Raw genomic sequence first — 5,297 nt, forward strand, 5'->3', positions numbered from 1 at the left:
ATCATCGAACCGGCGGGCGCGACCGCCGCGTCACCGGGTTTCATCGGCGTGGATTCGCCGTCGATCGTCATGGTCACCTCGCCCGACAGCACAACGAACGCCTCCTCACCCAGGATGCGATGGGGCACGCCGACCGAATCGGCCCGAACCTCGGTCTGCCAGACGCACAGCTCGGCACTGCCGGTGCCGGGTCGGACGAGGGACGTGAAGCGGGCGTTGTGCACCTCGTGCACCTGCGCGTCTGCGGAACGGATCACCGGCATTCGAAACCTCCATAAGGTCAAGCAACTTGTCTATATAGTCAAGTAGATTGACTATTGTGTCAAGTGCCAGAATGACTGTCGTGCCCGTGAACGCAGACCTCCCCCTCCTGTTGCTCGCGGCAGCGGCCGAGGTGACCGAGGCGGTGCACGCCAGGGTCGCCGCGGCGGGATTCACCGACATCCGGCCGACGCACGGCTTCGCGTTCGTCCGCATGGCGCCCGACGGCGCGACGGTCGGGGAGATCGCCGACCACCTCGGCGTCACCAAACAGGCAGCCAGTCAGCTGGTCGACGAGCTGGTCACCAAGGGCTATGCCGATCGCAATCCACACCCGCGCGATGCGCGCGCCCGCCTGATCACCCTCACCGAACGCGGCTGGGCATGCACGCGAGCCGCCGACGCCGCCATGGCCGAGTTCACCCAGACCTGGTCGGACACCCTCGGCGCAACCACCCTCACCCAGGTCAGCAAGGCGCTGGGTCGCGTCGTCACCCCGGGGCGAGTCCGCCCGAGCTGGTGAACCGCCACCACCGCCGTAACCAAATCTTGCAAACCGACGATGTGCATAACGGGTACCCAACAATCCGAAGAACTGGATTTTCAAAACCTGCGCGGTGTCACGGCGAGCGGCATACTCTCGGATCGAGCGGTGACGCGCCACCGCAGCACCCGGGCCGACGGTCCGGGTAGCGCACTCGTCACGTCACCGTTCGTCTCGATCCCGGAGGGTCAATGTCAGCCCTGGTCACCGTTCACACCGTCGACACCGTCACTCGGCACAAGTACGAGCGGCTGCAGTACACCGGTTCGGCCGGCGTGGTCGCCTCGCTCGAGGACGCCCGCCTCGTGGATCGATGGCGCGCCGACTACCCCGGCTGGGACGGCGAGCACTGGGCGTTCGACGCGGGCACCGACAGCCCGGGCCGGCTGCGCCCGATCAATGTCGCGGCGCGCAACAACTGATCAACGCGGTGACGAGCGCCTGATCAGCGCGGTGCGCACCACATGATCAGGCGGCACCCGCGGCAGCAGCCCGATCGATGATCCGCGGGAACGGGCTCGCCGCTTCCAGCTGGTAGGCCAGGTCGAGCAGCGTCCGCTCGTCACCACGGCGCGCGGCCAGCTGGATCGATCCGGGCAGACCGCTGGGCACCAGGCCGTGCGGCAGCGAAATGCCGGGTCCCCCACCGACGTTGTTGAGCGGGGTGAAGCCGACGTAGTCGGCGAGCTTGGCGAACAGCGCGTCGAACGGCTGGCCGGGCGCGAGCTCGCCGATGCGCGGCGCGGGATGCGAGAGCACCGGGGTGAGTAGCACGTCGACCTCGGCGAAATGCCGGTCATAGGCCGCGACTCCCCCGCGCAACCGCCACGTCGACGCGGCCACCGCGAGCGGATTGCGCTTGGCCAGCCCGATCAGACCGGTGGTGAACGGGTCGAGTTTGCGCGAATCGAAGTACCCGCGGTGGCCCAGCCGGAACGACAGCGCCATCGCCGCGGCCATCACCGCCCAGTACTGCTTGAAGTCCTCGACGAAGCGCGGATCCACATCCAGCCGCATCTCGACGATCTCGTGGCCGAGACCTTCGAGTACCTTCGCCGCCGAGGCCAGGACCGCGCCGTTGTCGGCGTGCACCGGTCGGCCGAGGACATCGGCGGTGATCAGGCCGATCCGCAGCCGTCGCGCACTCGGCCCCTCGACCAGCCCCACCGGCGGCAGCGCCGGATTCGCGCCGAATCGTTCCACGGCGGCCAGGTAGTGCGCGGTATCGCGGACCGAGCGGGTGACCACGCCCTCGGCGACCAGATGCACCGGCAGTTTGCGGGCGCCGGGCTGGTCGAGCAGGCGGTTGCGGGTGGTTTTCAGGCCGACGAGACCGTTGGCCGCGGCGGGAATGCGGATCGAGCCGCCACCGTCGTTGGCATGCGCGATCGGCACCACCCCGGCCGCCACGAGTGCCGCCGAACCGCCCGAGGAGGCGCCCGCCGAGTACTCCGGATTCCACGGATTGCGGGTCGGCGCGCGATCGGTGAATTCGGTGCTCGCGGTGAGCCCGAATTCCGGCAGCGTCGACTTACCGAGCACGATCACGCCCGAGTGCAGGAACTGCGCGCCGGGACCGCTGGTCACCGTGGCCGGATGCGGTGTGAACGCGGCCGAGCCGTGGCAGCTGGGCAGCCCCGCGATATCGGTGTTGTCCTTCACGAACGCGGGCACCCCGGCGAAGACCCCCGCGGTCTCGGGCGCCGACGCCGCGCGATCGAAGCACGTCACCTGCACCGCGTCCAGCCTCGGATCGACCCGCCGCGTCCTGGCGATCGCGGCCTCGAGAACCTCCGACCGGCTCACCTCCCCCGCGCGCAACGCCGCGGCGACACCGACCGCGTCCAACGTTCCCAGGGCATCGTCGGTGAATCCGTGCACGGCAGAGCTCATATCCGCAGCGTAATGCGAGCCCGGGTCCCTTCGCAGCAGTAACGAACCTGCTGACCTTTCTCGACTATCGCATTTCTATTGATAATGGTTATCATTAGCATCTTGCTCGAGGTTGGAGGACATGTGGGACACCTGTTGATGGTGGAGAGCTGGGTCGGTTCGATGAGCACCCTGCTCCCGGCGGGAATCGAGGACAGTGGCCACGAATTCAGCTTCCTGACCCGAGATCTCGGGCACTACCTGCGGCCGGGAACACCCCTGCCACATCCCCTGCTCGGGGCGGCCAACGTGTTCACCGCCGACACCAACGACGAGTCGACACTGCTGCCGTACGTACGAAAACTGCAGGCGGCATTCGGTTTCGACGGCGTGCTCACCTCGTGCGACTACTATCTGCCGACCGTCGCCGCGATCGCCGCCGATCTCGGCTTGCCCGGGCCCGGCCGGACCGCGGTGGCCGATGCCTGCGACAAGTACCGGACCAGGCTGATCTGCCGTGCCGCCGGTGTCGCCGGTCCCGCCTTCGCCGTCGCGCGGGAATGGGATGAGATCGTGGGCGCCGCAGCCGAACTCGGCTATCCACTGGTGGTCAAGCCGGTCGACCTCTGCGGCGGGATGTTCGTGCGCCGGGTCGGCGACGAGGCCGAGTTGCGCGTCGCGGTGGATGCCATCGCCGGATTCCCGATCAACGCCCGAGGACAGCACCGCTCAGCACTCGTCCTGCTCGAAGAGTGCGTGGACGGGCCGGAATTCAGCGTGGAAACCGTCACCGTCGCCGGGCGGACGACGGTGATCGGAGTGACCGACAAACGGATCACCGGTGCCCCCGCCTTCATCGAGTCGGGCCACATGTTCCCCGCGGCCCTCGAGCCCGGAGATTCCACCGCGGTGGCCGAGCTGGCAGTCGCGGCGATCACCGCGCTCGGTCTCGACGCGACCGTCGCCCACACCGAGGTCAAACTCGGCGCGCACGGCCCCCGCCTGATCGAGGTGAACCCCCGCCCCGCCGGGAATCGCATCACCGAACTGGTGCGACGGGTCACCGGAATCGACCTCACCGCCGTGCACGCCGAAGCTGTCGCGGGCGGCGAGCCCGACGTCACGCCCCGGGAGACCGGTATCGCCAGCGCGGCCGTCGCGTTCGCGGTTCCGACGGATACCGGCCTGCTGACCACGGTGGACGGAGCACAGAACTGGGCGGCGGACCCCAGGATCGTGGAGCGCAAACTGGCGGATCCCGGCACCGAGGTGCGCCCCGCGACCGACAACAACACCTATCTCGGTCACGTCATGGTGGTGGACGACACGCACCGCACCACCGGCGATCTCGCACAGCGGTTGATCGCCGATCTCCGTTTCGACCTCGACGCTGCGCGATGATCGCCGCCGCTGTGCGCCCCGACTCCGTCGCCGAGCTCATCACGTGGGCGCGCCGGGGCAGGCTCGGACCCGAACCCGCAACCCTGCACGCGTCCACGGCGTTTCGCACCGCCTACGGCACCCGGCACGCGGGCCGCTCTCGCGGATACCGCAACGAGGTGCTGAGCCTGCGGGTCGGCGCGGCGGTGGGCTCATGTGGTCTCGAACCCGGCTCTGCCGCCGACGATCTGGTCGACAGCTGTGTCGCGGCGACGATCGACGAACTGCTCGCGCATCCGGTGCCCGCGGTCCGGATCGCCGCGCTCGATGCCTATCTGATGCACGTGCGTCCGCATCCGCACGCGGGTGGTGTGCAGGGCGAACAGGTGGTGATCGAGGGGCCGACCTCGCTGACGAAGTCGCGCCGCCGGGCGAGCACCGTCGTCGACCTGCTGCCCGCCGGGGTGTCGCGGGTACTGGTGGTGGGCGTCGTCGGTTCGCTGCTCGCCGAACTGCGGGCGCGCGCCATCACGTATCTGCCGTGCGACCTCGCCGGTGGCGTCACCGAATGGGGTGAGCCGGTGTTCGAGTCGGTCGCCGACGCTCCGTCGGACTACGACGCGCTGCTGGTCACCGGAATGTCGCTGGGTAACGAGACATTCGACGAATTCCGGGCCGTGGCGAACCGGCGCGGCCTGCCGCTGGTGCTGTTCGCCCAGACCGGCAGCGCGGTGCTGCCCTGGTTCCTGGGCGCGGGCGTGCACGCGGTCTCGGCCGAGCCCTACCCGTTCTTCTCCCTCGACGGCGGACCGAGTGCCGTCGTCACCTACCGAGAGCTGTCATGACACCCCCGCAACCCGCGCTTCTGCAGTTGATCGGCGGCACACCCGCCGTGCCCATTTCGTCCGGAAACAGCTGGTACACAGCGAAACTCGAGGCAGCGAGCGTAGCGGGCATGAAAGCCCGTGCGGCAGTGTCGATGTTGCGCGCCGCTGCGGCGAGAGGTGAGCTCGCGCCGGGCGCGACGATCATCGAATCCACCAGCGGCACGCTGGGACTGGGCCTGGCGCTGGCCTGCAAAGCACTGGGCCATCCGGTGCTGCTGGTGGTCGACGACGAGCTGGAACCCGATCTGCGCGCGTTGTTCTCGGCGTTTCAGATCCCGCTCGACGTGGTCACCGCACCACACCCCTCCGGCGGCTGGCAGCAGGCGCGGCTGGATCGGCTGGCCGCATTGCTC

Annotated in this window: 7 protein-coding genes; 5 read left to right on the forward strand and 2 right to left on the reverse strand. The window is 68.9% G+C overall.

Going from position 1 to position 5,297, the window contains the following annotated elements:
* Nucleotides 1-263: cupin domain-containing protein (locus ACFWF3_RS23065; RefSeq protein ID WP_379315228.1), on the reverse strand; the 263-nt coding region annotated here is incomplete at its 3' end.
* A gap of 80 nt (nt 264-343) precedes the next feature.
* Here ACFWF3_RS23065 and ACFWF3_RS23070 point away from each other — a divergent pair.
* On the forward strand, nt 344-784 hold the full coding sequence (locus ACFWF3_RS23070; protein ID WP_379315229.1) for a MarR family winged helix-turn-helix transcriptional regulator: 441 nt from the start codon (nt 344-346) through the stop codon (nt 782-784).
* A gap of 212 nt (nt 785-996) precedes the next feature.
* Nucleotides 997-1,227, forward strand: a complete 231-nt coding sequence (locus ACFWF3_RS23075) for a hypothetical protein (protein WP_378994717.1) — start codon at nt 997-999, stop codon at nt 1,225-1,227.
* 46 nt (nt 1,228-1,273) lie between these two features.
* On the opposite strand, the gene ACFWF3_RS23080 is transcribed toward ACFWF3_RS23075, so the two are convergent.
* Nucleotides 1,274-2,698 carry an amidase gene (locus ACFWF3_RS23080; protein WP_379315230.1) on the reverse strand — a complete coding sequence of 475 codons (1,425 nt, stop codon included), beginning with the start codon at nt 2,696-2,698 and terminating at the stop codon, nt 1,274-1,276.
* A 102-nt stretch (nt 2,699-2,800) separates the two neighbouring features.
* Between ACFWF3_RS23080 and ACFWF3_RS23085 the strand changes: the two genes are divergently transcribed.
* The 3 genes from ACFWF3_RS23085 to ACFWF3_RS23095 all read left to right on the forward strand — a co-directional run.
* The gene (locus ACFWF3_RS23085) at nt 2,801-4,078 is read left to right on the forward strand and encodes an ATP-grasp domain-containing protein (protein WP_379315231.1); all 1,278 of its coding nucleotides are present in this window, start codon (nt 2,801-2,803) and stop codon (nt 4,076-4,078) included.
* A complete protein-coding gene (locus ACFWF3_RS23090; protein WP_379315232.1) occupies nt 4,075-4,902 on the forward strand; it encodes a hypothetical protein in 828 nt (275 codons plus the stop codon). The genes ACFWF3_RS23085 and ACFWF3_RS23090 overlap by 4 nt, the downstream gene beginning before the upstream one ends.
* Nucleotides 4,899-5,297, forward strand: a 399-nt coding sequence (locus ACFWF3_RS23095; RefSeq protein ID WP_379315233.1) for a pyridoxal-phosphate dependent enzyme, incomplete at its 3' end; no start/stop codon positions are given. The genes ACFWF3_RS23090 and ACFWF3_RS23095, both read left to right, overlap by 4 nt.

The sequence above is a fragment of the Nocardia sp. NPDC060220 genome, from assembly GCF_042727815.1.
Classification (GTDB): domain Bacteria; phylum Actinomycetota; class Actinomycetes; order Mycobacteriales; family Mycobacteriaceae; genus Nocardia.